This is a genomic window from Nostoc sp. UHCC 0302, from assembly GCF_038096175.1.
Lineage (GTDB): Bacteria > Cyanobacteriota > Cyanobacteriia > Cyanobacteriales > Nostocaceae > UHCC-0302.
Map to the genome: position 1 here is coordinate 1,825,803 of NZ_CP151099.1, position 16,280 is coordinate 1,842,082.

At 41.6% G+C, this 16,280-nt stretch carries 17 protein-coding genes; 13 read left to right on the plus strand and 4 right to left on the minus strand.

The window, feature by feature from the left end:
* Positions 1–15: 15 nt before the first annotated feature.
* Complete coding sequence (locus WKK05_RS07580) at positions 16–708, minus strand: phosphoribosylanthranilate isomerase (RefSeq protein ID WP_341529145.1); 693 nt, start codon at positions 706–708, stop codon at positions 16–18.
* Positions 709–733: 25 nt separating this feature from the next.
* Positions 734–1,954, minus strand: coding sequence for an AbrB family transcriptional regulator (locus WKK05_RS07585; protein ID WP_341529146.1), 1,221 nt, complete (start codon positions 1,952–1,954; stop codon positions 734–736).
* 284 nt (positions 1,955–2,238) lie between these two features.
* Here WKK05_RS07585 and WKK05_RS07590 point away from each other — a divergent pair, with 284 nt between their 5' ends.
* The 7 genes from WKK05_RS07590 to WKK05_RS07620 all read left to right on the plus strand — a co-directional run bounded on the left by WKK05_RS07590 (position 2,239) and on the right by WKK05_RS07620 (position 6,766).
* The gene (locus WKK05_RS07590) at positions 2,239–3,087 is read left to right on the plus strand and encodes an ATP-binding cassette domain-containing protein (RefSeq protein ID WP_341531042.1); all 849 of its coding nucleotides are present in this window, start codon (positions 2,239–2,241) and stop codon (positions 3,085–3,087) included.
* Complete coding sequence (locus WKK05_RS07595; protein WP_341529147.1) at positions 3,044–3,898, plus strand: ABC transporter permease; 855 nt, start codon at positions 3,044–3,046, stop codon at positions 3,896–3,898. Before WKK05_RS07590 ends, WKK05_RS07595 begins: the two co-directional genes overlap by 44 nt.
* Positions 3,899–4,031: 133 nt before the next feature.
* Positions 4,032–4,511 (plus strand): MarR family transcriptional regulator, encoded by a 480-nt coding sequence (locus WKK05_RS07600; protein WP_341529148.1) that lies wholly within the window; start codon positions 4,032–4,034, stop codon positions 4,509–4,511.
* Entirely contained in the window at positions 4,471–5,739 is a 1,269-nt protein-coding gene (locus WKK05_RS07605) for an MFS transporter (protein ID WP_341529149.1), read from the plus strand. Before WKK05_RS07600 ends, WKK05_RS07605 begins: the two co-directional genes overlap by 41 nt.
* A gap of 222 nt (positions 5,740–5,961) precedes the next feature.
* A complete protein-coding gene (locus tag WKK05_RS07610; protein ID WP_341525373.1) occupies positions 5,962–6,216 on the plus strand; it encodes a hypothetical protein in 255 nt (84 codons plus the stop codon).
* Positions 6,185–6,442: a hypothetical protein gene (locus tag WKK05_RS07615; RefSeq protein ID WP_341525374.1), complete on the plus strand. Its 258-nt coding sequence runs from the start codon at positions 6,185–6,187 to the stop codon at positions 6,440–6,442. Before WKK05_RS07610 ends, WKK05_RS07615 begins: the two co-directional genes overlap by 32 nt.
* A 192-nt stretch (positions 6,443–6,634) precedes the next feature.
* Positions 6,635–6,766: a hypothetical protein gene (locus WKK05_RS07620; RefSeq protein WP_341531299.1), complete on the plus strand. Its 132-nt coding sequence runs from the start codon at positions 6,635–6,637 to the stop codon at positions 6,764–6,766.
* An 86-nt stretch (positions 6,767–6,852) separates the two neighbouring features.
* On the opposite strand, the gene WKK05_RS07625 is transcribed toward WKK05_RS07620, so the two are convergent.
* Complete coding sequence (locus WKK05_RS07625; protein ID WP_341529150.1) at positions 6,853–7,254, minus strand: PPC domain-containing DNA-binding protein; 402 nt, start codon at positions 7,252–7,254, stop codon at positions 6,853–6,855.
* Positions 7,255–7,485: 231 nt separating this feature from the next.
* On the opposite strand from WKK05_RS07625, the gene WKK05_RS07630 reads away from it, so the two are divergent.
* The 5 genes from WKK05_RS07630 (at position 7,486) to WKK05_RS07650 (ending at position 12,980) form a co-directional block, all read left to right on the plus strand.
* A complete protein-coding gene (locus tag WKK05_RS07630) occupies positions 7,486–8,379 on the plus strand; it encodes a transposase family protein (RefSeq protein WP_341525207.1) in 894 nt (297 codons plus the stop codon).
* Between the two features lie 363 nt (positions 8,380–8,742).
* Positions 8,743–9,797, plus strand: a protein-coding gene (locus WKK05_RS07635) for an IS630 family transposase (protein WP_341525019.1) whose coding sequence is annotated in 2 segments (ribosomal slippage) — positions 8,743–9,135 and positions 9,138–9,797 — 1,053 coding nt in all. Because the reading frame shifts where the segments join, the coding sequence is not laid out codon by codon here.
* 47 nt (positions 9,798–9,844) lie between these two features.
* The gene (locus WKK05_RS07640) at positions 9,845–12,130 is read left to right on the plus strand and encodes a dynamin-like GTPase family protein (protein ID WP_341529151.1); all 2,286 of its coding nucleotides are present in this window, start codon (positions 9,845–9,847) and stop codon (positions 12,128–12,130) included.
* A 326-nt stretch (positions 12,131–12,456) separates the two neighbouring features.
* Positions 12,457–12,702, plus strand: coding sequence for an HNH endonuclease (locus WKK05_RS07645; RefSeq protein ID WP_341529152.1), 246 nt, complete (start codon positions 12,457–12,459; stop codon positions 12,700–12,702).
* 32 nt (positions 12,703–12,734) lie between these two features.
* Entirely contained in the window at positions 12,735–12,980 is a 246-nt protein-coding gene (locus tag WKK05_RS07650; protein ID WP_341529153.1) for a hypothetical protein, read from the plus strand.
* A gap of 58 nt (positions 12,981–13,038) precedes the next feature.
* Here the strand turns inward: WKK05_RS07650 and WKK05_RS07655 are convergent, their stop codons facing one another.
* A complete protein-coding gene (locus tag WKK05_RS07655) occupies positions 13,039–15,777 on the minus strand; it encodes a DUF3536 domain-containing protein (protein ID WP_341529154.1) in 2,739 nt (912 codons plus the stop codon).
* A gap of 140 nt (positions 15,778–15,917) precedes the next feature.
* On the opposite strand from WKK05_RS07655, the gene WKK05_RS07660 reads away from it, so the two are divergent.
* The gene (locus WKK05_RS07660; protein ID WP_341529155.1) at positions 15,918–16,079 is read left to right on the plus strand and encodes a hypothetical protein; all 162 of its coding nucleotides are present in this window, start codon (positions 15,918–15,920) and stop codon (positions 16,077–16,079) included.
* Positions 16,080–16,280 lie beyond the last annotated feature (201 nt).

Below are 16,280 nucleotides of genomic sequence, written 5' to 3' on the forward strand. Positions count from 1 at the left end.
CTTCTGAATTCTTTTTTAATTAAATCCTGGTGAAAACTCTTGCGTACAATATTTCAATTGCTGGAAAAACAGCTTGAGTTTATTTTCATCTAATTCGCCGTTGCTACGAACCGCACTACATAAATCAAGCCCAAAAGGAGCTACTTGCTTGACTGCGATCGCAACATTCTCAGGTTTCAAACCTCCAGCTAAGAAAATTGGTACATCTACCTGTTCGCGGATTTTGGCGCTTAACTTCCAGTCATGTAAACGTCCTGTGCCTCCCAATTCTTTTACTACCAGTGATTGATTGCCAGAGTCTAGTAAAATTGCATCTACGTAGGGAGTAACGCTAATTGCTTCCTCTAAAGATGCTTCTGTAGTCACGTGAATTACTTGGACAATGGAAATTCCTGGGAGAGCATCTCTAATATCTTGGTAGCTTCCCAATTCTAAACGATCGCATATTTGCACCGTATTTGTTCGGCAACGCCTCAACTGCTGAATAATCTCTTGAGCATCTTGGCTAGAAGTAAGTAAAAAGGTAGCAATTGGTGGTGGCACAGAAGCAACAATTTTTGTAATTAGTTCCTCAGAGATTACACCTGGGCCACTCGGCATATGAGAAACCAAACCAAGGGCAGACGCACCACAACGGATAGCAGTCCATGCTTCTTGTATGCTGCTGATACAGCAAATTTTGACTCTTGGGATTGCTGTTCTTTCCATTTTCTAGGGACTGGGGGAGAAATAACTAACTCTTGACTTGTAGAGACGCGCCATGACGCGTCTCTACTTTTGAAACTTCACTATCAAGACGACGAAACAAAAATATCCAAAGTGGTAGAGAACTATTAATTGCAATCAGTCGCACTAAATGACCAGTGGTGACAACTTCAACATTATGATGCAATGCTAAAGAAACCAAAATCATTTCTGCTGATCCTCCTGGTGCTGTGACTAACAGACAAGTCAACCAGTCCCAACTAGTTAATTGCATCGCAAGTATAGCAGCGATCGCTCCGGCTGCAAGGGTCATTGCTACAGACATCAAGGCGTAAACTATAGTTTTTTTCCCAAAAGTGGCTTTATCTCCCCAATACTCACCAATGGTAATTCCCAAAAGCATTTGACCTAATAAATTGATTAGTTGGGGCGGATTAAAATGAATATCACCTGTAAAAGGCAACAAATGTAGCAAAGGATTAAACCCTATACCAATCAACAATGCACCAAAAAAATCGCCCGCAGGAATTTTAAATAAAATAGCGAAATAAACTACTAATCCAGTGATTAGCAATACTAATAAAAGTAGTCCTAATTGAGATGGATCAAAATTAAGTAAAGCATTTTTGACGGGAAGTGTTGGCGAATTCCAATAATTACCAACTGATGTCTTGGCAATTAGAGGAATCAGAAAAACTACACTAGTAACGCGAATTGCTTGAACTAAAGCTACAAGACTAACATTTCTATCGTAATCCGCTGCGATCGCTGCCATCACTCCTACACCTCCAGGAACTGTAGCCAACATTGCTGTCAATAGGTTAGTTTTGCTCACACGGGAGTAAATGTAGCCAATGCAGCTGCCACACAGCAATAGAAATAAGGTCAGAAATATAAAAATTGGGACATTAGAAGCAACAGTGGCTATATCGCTATAGCCATTAGAAGCGCCAACATTCAATCCTACAAGTGCCATACCTACTTTTCTGGCAGTGCGGTTAGGTTTAGGGGAATATTGATAAAAAATCCGACATCCTTGAAGAACCACTGTCCCAGCAACAATTCCACCGAATATCCAGGCAATTCCGCCACTGCGAAATTTTGCTAAGAGTAAACCCAAAGGTAATGCCAAAAGCATTTCCAAAAACAAAACAGTTAATTGCTTGACAAACTCCTGTTGCTTAGTCACAGCAGGATTTTCATGAGTGGGTTCCTCCACAGTAGGAGCAACACTTAGGCTTTGATTCATTGAACTGCGCTTTTCTAATTAGTTTAACTATGTACTCAAGCCAAGGCGATTGCGCAATCTGCTCAAGGTTTAAATTGACCATATCAAGGGGATGATCAGAATTTGTCATTTGTCATTGGTCATTGGTCATTGGTCATTGGTCATTGGTCAAGAGTCAGTATTTATTATCTCCCTTGTCCTCCTTTTCCCCCATTCTCCCCTGCCAATCTCTTGACTTCCTCTCAATATATTGAGAAGCTAATATTTAGCTTGTCTAAGTAAAGGATGGCGTTAAACTTGTGACAATACTGAGAGAAAAAGCAGATTGGTCAGAACCACCTGCCAGAGAGCCAAGACCAACCATTCTGGAAACCCAGGGGCTGACGCGCAACTTTGGCAAAGTAACCGCTGTTAATAACTTGAACATATCTGTAGAACAGGGTGAAATATTTGGCTTGCTAGGGCCGAATGGGGCAGGCAAAAGTACAGTTATTAAGATGTTGACGACTTTGCTACCTCTGAGTGCTGGGAAAGCAATCCTAGCTGGCTATGATGTAGCTCGTCAATCTAACGCTGTCAGACGGGTTATTGGCTATGTACCTCAAGCTCTTTCGGCTGATGGTACGCTGACAGGTTATGAAAATCTGTTAATCTTTGCCAAGCTGTATGAAATTTCTTCTAAGCATCGCGATCGCCGCATCCGTGAGATTCTGGAGTTCATGGGTTTACAGAATGCTGCACAGCGCTTGGTGCGAACTTACTCTGGTGGGATGATCCGCAAACTAGAAATTGCTATATCAATTCTGCATCAACCCGAAATTTTGTTTCTTGATGAGCCAACTGTCGGTTTAGATCCAATTGCCCGTACTCAAGTCTGGCAACTTGTACAACAACTCTGTACTGATTACGGCACAACTATATTTTTAACAACCCACTTTTTAGAAGAAGCGGACAGCATATGTAACCGAGTGGTGATTATGCAACAAGGTGAAGTTGTGACCACAGGCACACCAAGCGAATTAAAAGCCTCTTTGAATAAACCCAACGCCACCTTAGATGATGTGTTTATTCACTATACAGGTGACCAGTTAACATCAGGAGTGAACTATCGTGATACAGCCAGAATCAGACGTGCTGCTCAACGGTTGGGTTAAAGCACCACCAACTCGCAAAAGAAATTTTATCTCTGCAACTAGAGAGCTAGTTACTAAAACTTTTGCGATCGCCGAATTAGAAGTACGTAAACTACGCCACGATCCCACTGATTTAGTAGTTAGAGCCGTGCAACCGTCATTATGGTTGCTGATATTTGGGCAAGTATTCTCTCGCATTCGAGAGATTCCGACAGGCAGTTTACCTTATTTAGACTTTATGGCTGCGGGCATTCTTGCTCAAAGCGTGTTGAATGTAGCTATTTTTACTGGTGGAATGACACTAATTTGGGAGCGGGATTTAGGGATTGTACAGAAATTTCTGGCAAGTCCTACACCCCGCATCGCAATGGTTTTAGGCAAAGCTTTAGCTTGTGGAGTACGTTGCTTATCACAGGTAGCAGTCATTTATGTATTGGCCTTTTTCTTAGGCGTCAAACTCAATCTCCATCCTTTAGCTTTTTTGCAAGTGCTACTACTGGTAATGCTAGGGGCGGGTTGTTTTTGTATTTTTTCGTTAATTGTTGGCTGTTTGGCAAAAACCCGCGAACGGATGACAGGAATTGGGCAAATGTTAACTATGCCGTTATTTTTTGCCAGCAATGCCATTTATCCAATTTCAATGATGCCCGACTGGTTAAAATTTATTTCCCACTTGAATCCTTTAACATATCAGGTTGACGGCTTACGCAGTGCAATGCTACTCAATGGCTCTAGCGTCTATGGCATTGGTTGGGATGTTGTAATTCTTTTATTGACATTAATTGGCTTAGCCATCATCAGTGGACGACTTTATCCACGGGTGGGAATGTAATCAGCAATGAATCTAGCGGTTATGACTTTGGTCTGGATTGTACAATTCTCTTATTAACGTTAATCAGCTTGGTCATCATTCGTGGACGATTTGATCCACAGGTGACCGACGTAATTAGGAGAATAACCATCCCATGACCTTGGATAAACCCGTTAAAGGTGCAACATCCGAAGAATGTGCCGCAAGAGTAATGGATACAGTTCCATTAATAATGCGGTTTATCCGAGCTGAGATGCGCGCTCACAAAGCCGCTTTTCTGTCTATACCTCAGTTGCGATCGCTAGCATTTATTAACCGTAATCCTGGTGCTTCTTTATCTGATCTGGCAGATCATTTGGGTATCACCTCTGCCACAGCATCAGCCACTACAGAACGGTTGGTACAACGCAACTTAGTGCAACGCTCTCATCATCCCCAAGAGCGACGACGAATAGTCCTCAATCTCACGGATGAGGGTAAGTATCATCTTCAACAAGCCCTCGATCATACTCGCGCTCATATTGGTGACCTGCTCAAAGGTCTGACAGCCGAGGAAATTTCTCACATTGAAGAAGTTTTAGCTCTACTAAAGAATGTCTTCGAGCAAACAGAACTCAACTCCCCCAAACAGTGAGGTTGCACAACACGATCCTTTTGCAGCCCTGAGATTTCGCGACTATCGCTTATTTACGATTGGTCGTCTGCTGCTGTTCACGGGGTCGCAAATGCAGACTGTAGCGATTGGCTGGGAACTCTATGAGCGTACTAGCTCAGCTTTAGTGTTAGGTGGCGTAGGATTAGCGCAAGTACTGCCCATGATCGCCCTCACCTTGATTGCTGGAGATGTCGCCGATCGCCGTGCTCGCAAACTTACGATGTTGCTATCAGTGCTGCTGCTAGCCCTCTGCTCATTGGCTTTAGCGGTGCTTTCCTTTACTAAAGGTGCAGTTTTTCTAATCTACGCCTGTTTGGTATTAACAGGTGTTGCCAGGGCATTCTCGAAGCCTGCCAGTGATGCTTTGATGTGGCAATTGATACCAGTCAGCGCTTTTACAAATGCAGCCACTTGGAATAGCAGTAGCTTTCAGTTGGCCGCAGTCATTGGGCCAGCCTTGGGCGGATTTGGGATTGCACTTCTGGGAAGTGCTACAGGAGTATATGTTTTAGCTGCGATCGCAGCTTTGCTGTGTTTTATTTTAACGGTAGCAATTAAAGAGAAAAAAACTACTCGCTCAACCGAGCCACTTTCATTTAAAGCACTGGCGGCTGGTGCTAAATTTGTTTGGCAAAATCAGTTGATTTTAGCAGCCATAACATTGGATATGTTTGCAGTATTGTTGGGGGGTGCGATCGCACTATTACCTATCTTTGCCAAAGATATTCTGCACGTAGGGCCAGTAGAGTTGGGATATCTCCAAGCAGCCCATTCTATTGGTGCGTTGATTATGGCAGTTACCTTGGCATATCTGCCACCGTTACGCAAAGCCGGCCCAGCCTTATTATGGTCAGTGGTTGGCTTTGGCATTGTGACAATTATCTTTGGGCTTTCGCGTTGGTTTTGGCTGTCTATGCTGATGCTGACACTCGGCGGCGCACTAGATAGTATTAGCGTTGTGATTCGCCATACTTTGGTTCAAATTAGAACTCCTGATCATTTACGTGGTCGGGTTGCAGCTATCAACAGTGTATTTATTAGTGCCTCAAATGAGTTAGGCGGCTTTGAGTCAGGCTTAACAGCCGCCTTTTTTGGCCCAGTACTTTCTGTTGTTGGTGGTGGAATTGGCACAATTGTTGTAGTGATGGCAGTAGCTATGATTTGGCCAGGAATTGCCAAGTTAGGGGCATTGCAAGAGTTTCAATGACCCCCACCTAGCTTAGGCTGAGGTGGGGGAGTGGTCGGAGATAACCCGACCGTAGCTGCGAATAGCTCAGCAGATGTTTACGGATCAGACACTACCAGTTACTTCTCTCGACTGGGTTATTTGTGAGGGGATGGAATCTTATCCAGCGAGGTTTAGGCTCGGACACACCGTAAGCATTGAGCTAAGAGACATTAAGTTTTGGGATTATCTCTCTAACAACTTATGCAACGAATTTCAGTTCTCAATCCAGATCATAGTCCTGCAATGCCAACAAAACTTCAACGCGCCGAACGTTGGGTCGAAGAAGGTAGAGCAGAATGGGTCTACACCGATTTGCGGATCAAGGCAGTTCGACTGTTGTCTGAACCGTCAGGACGCGAATCTCACTTCTGCACCGTTTGTGATTGTTCGTCGTCCACCTATTTCAAGAAGACAGCTTCACTTGATGGTTCCTTCTATTGGGAATGTACCCCGTAAATATGGCGGAACAACCACGCGACATGGATTCAGAAAGGGGGATTTGGTCAAAGCAGAGATGGCAAAACGAATCAGTATTGGATGGGTGAGTGGCGACACCACTCGTCAAATTAGTGTTTCCGATTTTGATTGGAAACGATTGGGGCAGTTTACTGCTTCTAAAGTTCAGTTGATCCGACGCGCAACGGGTCTACTGGTTTCGTGTCCACAGAGATTGTCAGTTTAGCGGCTCGACGCCGCTAAACTGACACTCAAGCATCCTCCCCCACAGTAGTGCGCTCTTGATGGGGGTGTCTCGGAGAAATTGATGAATAGAGGCAACTGGAAGTTTAGAGTAAACAAATAAAGTCCGCTTATGCGGACTTTAAAAAGGGGATTATGAAAATTGGATGGGGATAGAAAACTAAGAAGTTTCAAGTTGCCTGAGTTAGTGCTATTGGCTTGGCAACAAGAACGCAACTGCACCGCAAGTAAAGTCATTTGGCGCTTTACTACTGATGATGCTCGTGTCAAACTTAAACATCTTTATCCGATTTTTGAAACCCAATAAACAGGTGATTCTAATGCAACATTTTAGCCTTGCCACGCCATTACTCGATAATTTTTTTGAAAATCTCTAAAGTTAGCCAACTAAATTTATAAATAATTCCTAGTTATTTCTAGTTCTAAGTAACCTGTTTGCCCGTCAAAAGTTCTATTAAAAGTAAATTCTTGGCTAGTACCAATAATTATTTCAGCAGTTGTATAAATAATGCATCCATTATCAAGATGTCCACCAAGAGTTTTACCTTTGTTATCAGAAATAGCAATGTGTAAATGTACACCTGTGGTTGCTATTGTACCGTTGAGAGATATAACCTCAAATTTATCAGTTAATACTGTACTAACATCTTGATTAGCAAAGCGAATTGTTGCTTGTTGCAAACTACCGATCGCACTTAATATAAACCCTGCTTTGATATTTTCTTGATTGGCAAAGTTTTTTAAACTTTGTCTTAAATCCTCGTTAGGTTTTAGTCGGATAGCAAATACTTTCATTGTTAAAAGTGCAAGATTTTTATCAGTAATAACACTCAACCGCTACATCTGTAAATATTAATAAAATATACGGTAATATTTTTGGGTGCTAAGTATGTCAAACGTGCTACCTCAGTGCAAAAATCTGAAAGAGCAAGTTGAGTCTATATTAAACTTGTCCGAAATATTAACTTAGGAAAAGAAAAATGGTAAAACGTTAGATTGGGCGTCTACCATTTTCCACAATTAGTTATGATTTTAGATTATATACAAAAGTATCCACTACGAACAAAACAGATTTTAGGGATTAGTTACGAACAATTGCAATCACTGCTAAATTGCGCCTTAAAACGAAATCGATACATCAAAGCTAAACAAGAGAGTCATAAAATTAGAATTAATGCGGCTGGTGGTGGTCGTCCCGAAAAGTTATCAACCGAAGAACAAGTATGTTTATGTCTATTTTATCTAAGACAGATGCCAACATTCCAAGTATTAGGAATGCTATTTGGTGTTTCCAAAACCGAAGCTAATGATACATTTCACGACTGGATACCAATTCTTCGTGATATATTACCTGCTAGTTTATTAGAACAAGTATCAAATAATGAAAGTGATTTACTATTTGTTCAAGAAGTATTAACAAATTTTAGGCTATTAGTCGATAGCTTAGAACAGCCAATATATAGGGATTCTGACCAAAAAGAGCAACAGAAATATTTTTCTGGAAAGAAGAGACAACATACATTAAAAAGTCTGATAATTGGCATACCAGAAGGCAAAGATATTGTAGAGGTAGAAGTAGGTGTTCCTGGGCCAACAGCAGATATAAAATTGTTTCGTCAATCTCAAAATAAATTTGATAAATCTCAACCCTTTTCAGGTGATAAAGGCTTTCAAGGAGGTGAGAATATCACTACTCCTCATAAAAAGAAACCAAAACGAGAATTAACTCAACAGCAAAAAGATGAAAATAAGGCTTTATCTAGTAATCGGATATTCATTGAACATTTGATTCGATTACTTAAAATATTCCGCATAGCCTCACAAAGATTTCGCTTAAAGCTTGAGACGTATGAGCAGATTATTTTAACAGTTTGCGGATTAGTTAGGTTAAGAATTGGTAGCTTAGTTCTGCCAACTTAGCTAGTAGCAAAAATCATAAATTTTTAGAAATTAGGAGTTAATTTTTATGCCTCTAAATTATCACTAACTATCTCAAAGCCTTATAATTACGTATTTACGAAGATATCAAAGTTTTGCCCCAAAGCTTTGAACAGTCTGGCTTTGGAATTTTCGGACAAGTCTATTACAACTTTTACAACAAGAACCAACGCTACGTTCGCAAGACATTACACCTGTACAAACTTCTCTTGGTAAAGCAATTTCTCCAAAGTTTGAGATTGTGTTTGCAGGTGCATTTAGCGCGGGTAAGTAGGTAGGTGCCAAAAAAGTCAGCTATGTTAAGATATGTAAAGACTGATAATGCATCTACAAGGTAGTTGGTGTATGGGTGCGCGTTTAAGGGTATTTCTGACTCCTGAGCAAGACCAAACTTTACTAAATCTGAGAAAACAGGATGTACCACAGAAAGTCAAAGACAGGGCGGAAATAATCAGGCTAAATGCACATGGTTGGTATGTAGAGAAGATAGCAGATCACTTTGATTGTCACAAAAAAACAGTCACAAAAGTTTTGCATCAATGGCAAAAACTGGGCACAGAAGGGCTTTGGGAATCTCCTGGGCGAGGGGGGAAACCAAAGTGGCTTGAGGATGACATGATATTTTTAGAAGAATGCCTCAGAAACGAGCCACGCACATACAATAGTTCTCAGTTAGCTTTGAAGTTGAAAACAGAACGCAACGTTGAGATGAGTGCCGACAGATTAAGACGGGTACTCAAAAAAAGGGGGTCGATTGGAAACGGACAAGGAAAAGCCATAAAGGAAAACAAGACCCAGTAGCACGAGCAAACAAGCAAGCAGACCTAGACATGTTGGAATTAGCTGCTGCCACTGGTGAAATAGACCTGAAATACCTAGACGAGTCAGGGTTCTGTATGTGGAGCGAACCTAGTTATACATATTACTTTAGAGGTGAGCAAAAACGGTTAGAACAGACTAAACGCCGTGGTCGCAGATTAAGTATTATCGGGCTTCTCCAACCTTTAATCAGTTTTGTTTACGGTTTAGTTATCGGTGGTGTTGACCGTAAATCTTATATAGAAATGATGGAGAAAGAAGCCAAACAAGCCCAAGAAACTGGACGTATCAGCGTGATTGTGCAAGATAACGGGCCAATACATCGCTGCCAAGAAGTTCAACAATTGTGGAAAAAATGGGAAAGTCAGGGTTTGTACATCTTTTTTCTCCCGAAATATTGCTCAGAAATGAATCCAATTGAATTGGAATGGCAACATCTCAAGAAAGATGAGTTATCCGGGCAAGCATTTGATGATGAGCTAGATCTCGCTTACGCCGTCATCAATGGTGTTCAAGCTAGAGGAAAAAAAAACAATCACAACACACATCGTGTAAAATTTAGCTCTAGATTATCAACTTAAGATTTTGTTACATAGTAGAAAATTTCGGTGCCTACCTACTTAAGTCTATGCTAATTAATGCCCTGTTAGAGAGGGAATTACTATATAGTGCTGAGGGACACGCTACAGGTACAGAATGCAGAATTGAGTATGCACAAGTAGATCAAGAACGTGTTGTTTTAACGTTTTTGAGTGAAGCAGAAATTCGAGAACAAGTAGCTTCTTTGTGTCAGCAATTAGGATTTAAGACAGTAGCTAATATCAATCAAGTCGATGTAATTAACTTGCTACGTCAAGGTTGTGAAGCGATTATCCAGCAGGAGGGTGGTGAGAATAAATCAGAACGTGCAAAACAGGCGAAGGCGTTAATGTTGTTGGTAGAGGGATATATAGCAAACCGCGATCGCATTCACACGGTGAATAATGCTACATATTCAATGGAACAATTTAACTTTTCCAATCTTAAGGAAGCTGCTGGATATGCGCGTCGTGGTAGCAATAGCGCTGTATTGAAACGAATTGATTACTACTGCAATCATCGCTTATTGCAAGATGGAAATGTAATTATTGACACACCTGGTATAGATGCACCAGTAGAGAAGGATGCACAGTTAACTTATGACAAAATTCAACATCCTGATACTTCAGCCGTGGTATGTGTGCTGAAACCTGCGGCGGCGGGTGACTTGGCAAAGGAAGAAACGACACTTTTAGAAACGATGCGGGAGAATGGGGGTATACGCGATCGCGTTTTCTATATCTTCAACCGCATCGATGAAACTTGGTTTAATGCCCAACTAAGGCAAAGATTAGATGATTTAATTAATGGGCAGTTTCGTGATACAAATAGAGTTTATAAAACTAGTGGATTATTAGGCTTTTACGGTAGTCAGATTAAACAGACAAATAAACACGATAGATTTGGTTTAGATTCTCTCTTTGCCGAAAGTGTCAAAGGATTAGATGGTAAAGAAGAAATTCCACAATTTGTCTATGCATTTAACAACTATTGTGTAAATTCAGGCAAGCTTGCTTCTACTAAATTTCGTGTCTCTGTTAACGGTTTTGAAACCCCAAATCAAAATTATACACGGATTCTTGGAGATTGGGGAAATGAAATTATAGAAAAGTTAATTGAAGATAGCGGAATTGAGGAATTTCGCACAGCTATCACTCGTTATCTTACCGAAGAAAAACGTCCACAATTATTTAAAAATCTTGCTGATGACTTGGAAGACGTTTGTATTAAACTCAAAAAACATTATCAAAGTACGCAACGAGATTTAGATAGCCAGCCACGAGAAATTGAAACAATGAAGGTGCAAGAGTTGCAGCGCTTAAATCAGCAACTACAGCAAGTTGGTAAAGACTTTAGCCAGCACATCACAGAAGAAGTTAATCAATTAATTAATAATTCTTGTGAGGCTTTTGAAGCAGATTTTCGGCAACTACAAGCACGAATGATTCGCCGTTTAGATGAATTGTTAGACACTTTTTCTGTTGCTTACGCTTATCGACGCGCAACCCTCAGCCATCCTCGCAATGCTACTGCACCTTTCATTGCCATTTTAGTAGAGGCATTTTATTATTTAGCGAATCAATTAGAAGATATTTTAATTGAGTCTTCTCAGCAACTTGTTGTTAATTTTTTCCAGCGGTTAATCGAAAAGATTCGCAAGTCAGAATATTATCGTCAATTGTATCGTTTGTTAGGTGATGACGGTGGAATTGAACAAACAATCAAAACTATAGAAAAACAAGTTACTCAATCATTAGTTAGTGCAGCTAGTGTAGAGTGCGATCGCTTCGTGCGAGAAAGTCCCAGATTTTACGATGAAGGAACTTTTTCTATATATCAATTTCGTCAGACTTTGCTACAAACTTCTCAAGGTTATGATGCTGAAAGTGTAATAGAAGCAGAACCAGCAATTAGGCAGTTATTAAAGTTGGATTTTGAGCCAAAGGTATCCCAAACTATTCGCAAATCTTTCCGCCAAATCATTAACCAAACTCTCAAAACTCAGCTACTACCAATGGCAGTTCAACAAGCAGATGTAATTTTGCAACAATATCCTTATGCACGTGCTTATTTAGAGAAAATGCTGGAACAAGAAGCTGAAGAGAAGATTACTAATAATCGAAGATTATTAAGTGCTGTTGAGCAAAAGATTGAGGCATATAATTCAGCCGTTTTTGCTATCAACAGTTGTTTGCAAGCGATGCAGTTGTATGACCATTTATTGCCTGAAATAGGTAATGCAGATTTTATAGATATTACTATTGATTCAATAGATATTGATAGCAGCTTTCCTAGCAATGGCTTTGTGATTTCAGATATTTTAGCAGAGGTTTAGTATTAGTCGCAGATAAATACAGATGATTTTGCATAATTATCTGTATACAGCTTGTAGTTGGCGCTAAAATGCTAACTACGAACTTTCTACTGCAAAAATAAAAGAGTAAATAAAGTCTAATACTATTTCTTTGTGAGATGGTTGAATCAGGGTATAGAAACTTAAATATTGAGATTTAATGGCAATGGTTAGCAAAAAGGAAAAGTCAGAATCAAAGTCACTTTAGAATTTTGCCCTGATGAACCAGAATTTAACGAAACAACCGAAATTGCTGAGGTAAAATCACCTCTTGATGACCTTCGCAGTATGATTAATGAGAGTAATCCATGAGTAAAACTCCACGTATTCGCATCCCTTCCGAAGTGAGACAATATGTTTTCCAACGCGACAAATACCAATGCCAAAGCTGTGGAAAAATAACTTCAGAAACTAATCTTACTATCGACCATATCATCCCTCTTGCCCGTGGTGGGCAAAATGATCTCAGCAACTTGCACACTCTTTGCTTCACCTGTAATCAGCAGAAAACAGACAATATTGATACCCGCTTCAGACGCTATTTTCAGCTTTAGGTTAAAATAAATTTTTAGTTTTATTAAGATTTATGTCGCAAAACTTCAACAGCAGTTATTCAAGACTTCTTAAACTAAAAACCGTTTCCTTATGGCTACTTGCTGTTGTAGCTGTTTTCATAGCAGCCTTCCCTAAGTTATATGAGATAAAAACTAAAGCTGGGATTGATATATCACCCAAACACCACGCTGGAACATTTTTTGAGAAACATACTCGTGGACTCTTCAAATGTGAATGGCTTTATCCTTACCATTGCGATGATCGCTCCCCAGGTTGAATAGGGGTAGAGACGTTGCACTGCAACGTCTCTACAAAAGTTATTGTTGGTGCAAATCCTAACCCAACTTATTAAAAATCATGCTGACATCAACAGCTAACTTCTGCCCCAATTTGAACAACTGACGACACTGATTAGTATCGTCTTCATTAGCAAGACTAGTGGCACACAACGGTATTATTTGACTGTGCAGACAGCTAAAGTATAGTTCTTGGGATCGCTCTAGAGAAACGCCCAGATTTAGCTGATACCCTACATCAATCAACCTTTCCAACTGTTGGATATCTGCATCGAAACTGCCATTGGCATCATGCAACATTTGCCAAAGCAAGCGCATAATCAACTGTTCTAATATCTGCTTCGCTTCAGGAATATTCAACCGACAACGCAGATGTTTTGCTTCGGTGGCGATCGCCTCTAATTCTACTATGTGATTCCAACTCATTTGCGGTTCGGTGATGTCTTGCTCAAGCGATCGCAATGTTGCCAGACAGCGATGTCCTAAAGCTATCTCTGCGGCTACTTGCAATTCTTGCGGCACTGTGATTTCATCCCGATGAAACGCCATGATCACACCATAATTATCACGGTATGCCTGGGTATAAAGCTGTCCTAAACGTGTCAGTGTTTCCTGACTTAACAGCCGCATAATCCGGTGGCGTTCTTCAGCAAAGAGATTTTGCAAGCTGAAAGCTTGATCCCCGAATAGCTGCGTCATCACCAAGATGGTATGAGCCGCACTAGCCTGTTGCAGCGCTCTAAACAGCTTTTCTTTTAATTGACTGTAGTCACGCCGTCCAGCAAATTTTTGAATACAGCAGTGGAAATCCCAGCCTCCCAAATGTAGAACAGCAAATACTAAATGCTCGCTTTCCCAAGTAATTTCTGATACTAACTTTAAATGCCCTACTACGAGACTCAGCGATCCCATGCGTTGCAGTTGGTAATCTAGCTCATTGGCGGTGTAACAATAAACTCGTTTTGTATGAGTATTTATTGTTGTTAGCGGAAGCGAGGGTTGAGCAGCGTGTTGAGCGTTGAGCGTTGATCCCTGATTGTTAAACAGAGAAGTAATGGCGTAATGGGCTGCTACTTGCTTGAAACCAACTTGAGCAGTTAACACTAACTGGCGATAAATTTCTGCACCATGTTTGAAGTCATCGACATTGCTGGGAGCTAAACCAAGACGTTTGAGGAAGCCTTTTTCTAACTGCACACCAGCGACATCTCCCGCCAGTTCCAAAGCACGGGCGGCGTAGCGCAGAATCTGCGTTCCTTCTGGGCGAGAAAGTTCTTCAAAAAACCAGCCGCAACTGGTGTACATCAACAAAGCATGGCGCTGCATTTCCAGCAAGCGCAAGGCATCTACTTGTTCTGCTGCTGTTAGTTTGTGGGTTTGATGACGGGTAAGGAAACGGCTGACATTGGCAGGAGAGCGATCGCGCACCACATGAATATATTCATCCCGTGCTTGCCAGGGATCACGAAATAACTGCCTGCCGTGTTCCTCATATACCTCTGTTATCTGATCCCGCAGCCAATCTAAGGCATCGCGCAAAGGACGACGCCATTTCTGATGCCAAACACCCCCTTCCCCACCGCAACCACAATCATCTTCCCATCTGCCAACACCGTGAGCGCAACTCCAGGCAGTAACTGGCTTTAATTCAACTTCCCAAGTAGGAGAATTTAAGCTGAGGTAGTGGGCGAAGTTCGTGACTGTCCAACCGTGCTGCGGAAACTCTTTAATAAAAGAGTAGGCTAATGTTTTCTCGGTTCCCTTCTTATGATGTCCGAAGGTTTCTCCATCCGTCGCTACAGAAATCAATTGTGCTGGACGATGATCCCCACGCACCGCTGAACCAATGCGTCCTGCAAAGTGGCTGGAATTATAGACAACATCACTAAAACCCATATCCCGCGATATTGGGCCATCGTAGAAAAATATATCTATATAAGGTAGTTCTTCTTTGTGAGAAGACACAGAGCCGTCAGTCTTGCCATTACTAGCGGGGATCGCACTCAGAGGTGAAGATGAATTACTGAGTGTAGGCTTCAAATAACAGCGGTAGGGACGTGTGGGATCAATCTGACTACCACCAACTTCGTACCATTCAGGATTGGGATCATCTTGGGTGGGTAGGAGACGACAGCGCAGTGCTTGAGATGGTGCAAGGATAATGAAGCGTATACCCTCAGCCACAAGAGCTTCTAGAGTGGCGTAATCTACACCAGTTTCTGCTAGCCACATACCTTCGGGATCACGCCCGAAGCGAGAACGGAAGTCTTCTTTGCCCCAGCGAATTTGGGTGTATTTGTCGCGTTCATTCGCCAGGGGCATGATGATGTGATTGTATACCTGCGCGATCGCATTACCGTGACCATGCAAACGTTGTGAACTCTTGGCATCTGCCTCTAAAATCCGCTGATAAACCTCCACATCGTAGCGCTCTAGCCACGACATCAGCGTCGGCCCGATGTTGAAGCTGAAGTACTCATAGTTATTCACGATCCCCACTACTTCGCCACGGTCATTTAACACTCTGGCAAAAGCATTCGGACGGTAGCATTCCCAATGAATCCGCTCATTCCAGTCATGGAAAGGTGTCGCACTTGGTTGGCGTTCAATAGCGTCTAGATAAGGATTTTCCCGCGGTGGCTGGTAAAAATGACCATGCACCGTCACATAAACACCAGTTGCCGTTCTCAGGGGATCGGTTTGCTGAGTGTTTTGAGAATCTGAATGTAACGTGAATGTTGAGCCAGAGCTAGCCGGCATTTCAGCAGCAGAAGTCATGTATATATTATCCAAAACAAAAAACTTACAGTTGCGTCGGAAATGTTGTGCGTAAACCTTTCTACAACAGTTTCGATACAAAATCCGGTATATATGACAACTATGGGATTTAGACAAATTTCCGTGGAAGGGGTCTTAGGATGATCGGAAATCTGCGTTATCGCACAGCGCAAAGTCCGTTGGGCGGTGAGTGCAGCCACACGTGCGGCTCTGCCGCCGAGTGGACTGCCGAACCCGAAGGACTCTGCCAACTTAAAGGAACTTTGCAAGAGAGACCTTTCCCCAAAGGCATGAAATCATAAGCCATTAAACAACGCCTTGGTTAGGGGTTTTCTTGTTGGCAGGGGCAATCACAATTTAATTGTCTTTTAATACATTAAACCCCATTTTTGATGTAGAATTTTGGCTGAAATTCATACTTTTGCAACAAAAGATTGCGAAAACATCATAAATTGCAATCTTATTTTATATATCTAGCATAAGTCTGAAAACAGTAGAATCTC

Coding starts and splice junctions, on each gene's coding strand:
- WKK05_RS07630 (WP_341525207.1), top strand. CDS start 7,486: ATGATTTTAGATTATATACAAAAGTATCCACTACGAACAAAACAGATT.
- WKK05_RS07650 (WP_341529153.1), top strand. CDS start 12,735: ATGTCGCAAAACTTCAACAGCAGTTATTCAAGACTTCTTAAACTAAAA.
- WKK05_RS07600 (WP_341529148.1), top strand. CDS start 4,032: ATGACCTTGGATAAACCCGTTAAAGGTGCAACATCCGAAGAATGTGCC.
- WKK05_RS07645 (WP_341529152.1), top strand. CDS start 12,457: ATGAGTAAAACTCCACGTATTCGCATCCCTTCCGAAGTGAGACAATAT.
- WKK05_RS07615 (WP_341525374.1), top strand. CDS start 6,185: ATGGTTCCTTCTATTGGGAATGTACCCCGTAAATATGGCGGAACAACC.
- WKK05_RS07655 (WP_341529154.1), bottom strand. CDS start 15,777: ATGACTTCTGCTGCTGAAATGCCGGCTAGCTCTGGCTCAACATTCACG.
- WKK05_RS07610 (WP_341525373.1), top strand. CDS start 5,962: ATGCAACGAATTTCAGTTCTCAATCCAGATCATAGTCCTGCAATGCCA.
- WKK05_RS07625 (WP_341529150.1), bottom strand. CDS start 7,254: ATGAAAGTATTTGCTATCCGACTAAAACCTAACGAGGATTTAAGACAA.
- WKK05_RS07605 (WP_341529149.1), top strand. CDS start 4,471: ATGTCTTCGAGCAAACAGAACTCAACTCCCCCAAACAGTGAGGTTGCA.
- WKK05_RS07585 (WP_341529146.1), bottom strand. CDS start 1,954: ATGAATCAAAGCCTAAGTGTTGCTCCTACTGTGGAGGAACCCACTCAT.
- WKK05_RS07660 (WP_341529155.1), top strand. CDS start 15,918: ATGATCGGAAATCTGCGTTATCGCACAGCGCAAAGTCCGTTGGGCGGT.
- WKK05_RS07580 (WP_341529145.1), bottom strand. CDS start 708: ATGGAAAGAACAGCAATCCCAAGAGTCAAAATTTGCTGTATCAGCAGC.
- WKK05_RS07640 (WP_341529151.1), top strand. CDS start 9,845: ATGCTAATTAATGCCCTGTTAGAGAGGGAATTACTATATAGTGCTGAG.